Here is a 2,369-nt window from a genome sequence, read left to right as displayed (position 1 = left end):
TGTAGAATAGGCAAATCATAATTTTGGCAAAGTTGAGAAAATTTTGGCAAATTTCTCTACCTCATCTATATATAGATAAATGAATTTTTCCGACTTGGTTTAACTGTCTGACTATTGGAGGGGAAAGCTGGAAATAATTTCATCTATTTATATCTTGATATTTCTGGTTTCTCTCAAAGCAACAATAATTTTTGCCGACTCATCGATTGTAGAATAGGCAAATCATAATTTTGGCAAAGTTGAGAAAATTTTGGCAAATTTCTCTACCTCATCTATATATAGATAAATGAATTTTTCCGACTTGGTTTAACTGTCTGACTATTGGAGGGGAAAGGTCGGAATAATTGTATCTATTTCTGTCATTATTTTTCTGGTTTCTCTCAAAGCAACAATAATTTTTTGATAGCGATCGATCTCTTCATCGGATAATTCCCGGTTAGCTTTTTTTCTGTCTTTAAGCCATTTATCTAAAACTTGGTAGCTACCGATTTTAAATTCCCATACTTTTTGACTGACTCCTGTGAAATAACAGTTTTTGTTAATCCAGATTTTTTCGTTTGTCGAATCATATCTAATTTCTTTGACTAGATTTTTACCATCCCCTTGATAATTAATAGTGTTTTTTTCTTCTGCATAGAAAACTGATAAATTTTTGAGTAAATGCAGATTAACTAATGCCTCACCTTTAGTTGTTAATTGTTGGAATAATTGATTATTGTTTGTGAGTGGGATACGAGGAAAATCTATCTGTAAAAATTCAGCATATCTTTGTCGATAAATAGGGGAATGAAATATGGCATAAGCGTAATAAAAAATCTTTTCTGCTGTGGGGATATATCCTAATTTTTCTTGGATGGCAGTTAAAAAATTTGAGGATAGATTGGCTTTTTTTTCCACAAATAAATTTGTTTGCCCGTTTTCTGTATCTGGGTAGATGTAGAGCGGAAAAACATAGGTACTTTCTCTGCTTTTTAAAGAAACGGCACAACGTTCTGTAATTATATTAGAACAAAAAATATGAGAAAATCCCAGCTCAGTTTGTTGTCTGCAAGAAAGTAAAGCAATATTATCCGATTTTAAATTTATCATTACTTCATTCCTTGGATATTCAACAATATTTTGATGATGATAACAAAATCTTTTATCAAAAGGGCGATATAAACAAGCAGTTAAATAACTTTCCCAATTTGAATTATTAGACAATAAATTTCTGTTTACTTCAATTTTCCAATCACGAGTATCTTTAAGCTTATATCTATTAGATAGTTTTTCATCAGTTATTGTTAAATCTCGAAAATCCTGGATTCGTTTTAAAAGCACATCTATATCAAAATCTATGACGAAATTATCTCTATGAGTTGTAAATCCTGTAGAATTAACGGGGAAAATATCTATAACACTCCACCCTTGATTATATTCTTCACTCAAATCAAAATTTTTAGGTGAAAAAAATAAATTAGGTTGAGCAGGTTGTAATTTTATCCAGTCAACATCCTGAAAATCTACACTCTCTAAAAATTGATATTTATCTTCCCTTTTTCCCCATAAATCAAAATAAAAAACATCAGCAGGTAACTTCACCCCATCTCTCTTTTTATAAACCACCGAAAAAGCATCAGGTTCACTTTTTTCCCTAATCGCAATTAAAATCGCCACACCTTGTTGAATATCAAAAACATTTTCATCAACCTCTCCATCTGGAGTTGTTTCTTTCAATAAAGAATTACCATGTAAATCCATAATATAGAGACTATCAAAATATTTCATTAACTCCTCTCTCATTCCCCGATGAATTAAACCATTAATATAAGAATGATTAGTAATCAAACCTATTACCCCATGACCAGTTTTTTCTATTTGCTCGTGAGCAAAACGAATAAACTTAATATAGTCATCATCAAGAGGTTGAATATTCTTTTCTCCCTCCAACCTAACCCTACCTTTATATCTTTCTAAAAGTTCACCAATATAAGTTAATTCTGTTATTTCCTTTCCAGCTTTACCTATTTTATAAACCTTCTCCCATGTCAAACCATTATATTTAACATCTGCCAAATATTTAGTATCCTCCTCCAGTCGTCTTTTCCGCTTACTAACATTTTGCGAACTAACAGAATAAGGAGGATTTCCCAACACCACAAAAATCGGTTTTTCCTCCTTAACCTTTGCTGCTTGATTAGCTTCTTCAGAAATATATTCTGCTAATAATAAACTAGACTTTTTTATCCCCTCATCCAAAGCATTACTCAAAAAAATATTTAATCTTTCCTTTTCCTAAATACGATAACCCAATATCTCCAATAATAACCGCAACTTTAAATGAGCAATGGCGTAAGGAGTCATTAATAATTCAAAACCATATAACCGCT

At 31.2% G+C, this 2,369-nt stretch carries 1 protein-coding gene; it reads right to left on the bottom strand.

The annotated features are described in order from the left end of the window. Nucleotides 1–318 precede the first annotated feature (318 nt). Nucleotides 319–2,250, bottom strand: a complete 1,932-nt coding sequence (locus tag F6K22_RS38900; RefSeq protein ID WP_293110295.1) for a type ISP restriction/modification enzyme — start codon at nucleotides 2,248–2,250, stop codon at nucleotides 319–321. Nucleotides 2,251–2,369 lie beyond the last annotated feature (119 nt).

This window comes from Okeania sp. SIO2F4, assembly GCF_010672385.1.
Classification (GTDB): Bacteria; Cyanobacteriota; Cyanobacteriia; order Cyanobacteriales; family Microcoleaceae; genus Trichodesmium.
Note: the sequence above shows the minus strand (reverse complement) of the source record. Positions and strands in the feature narration are given on the sequence as shown.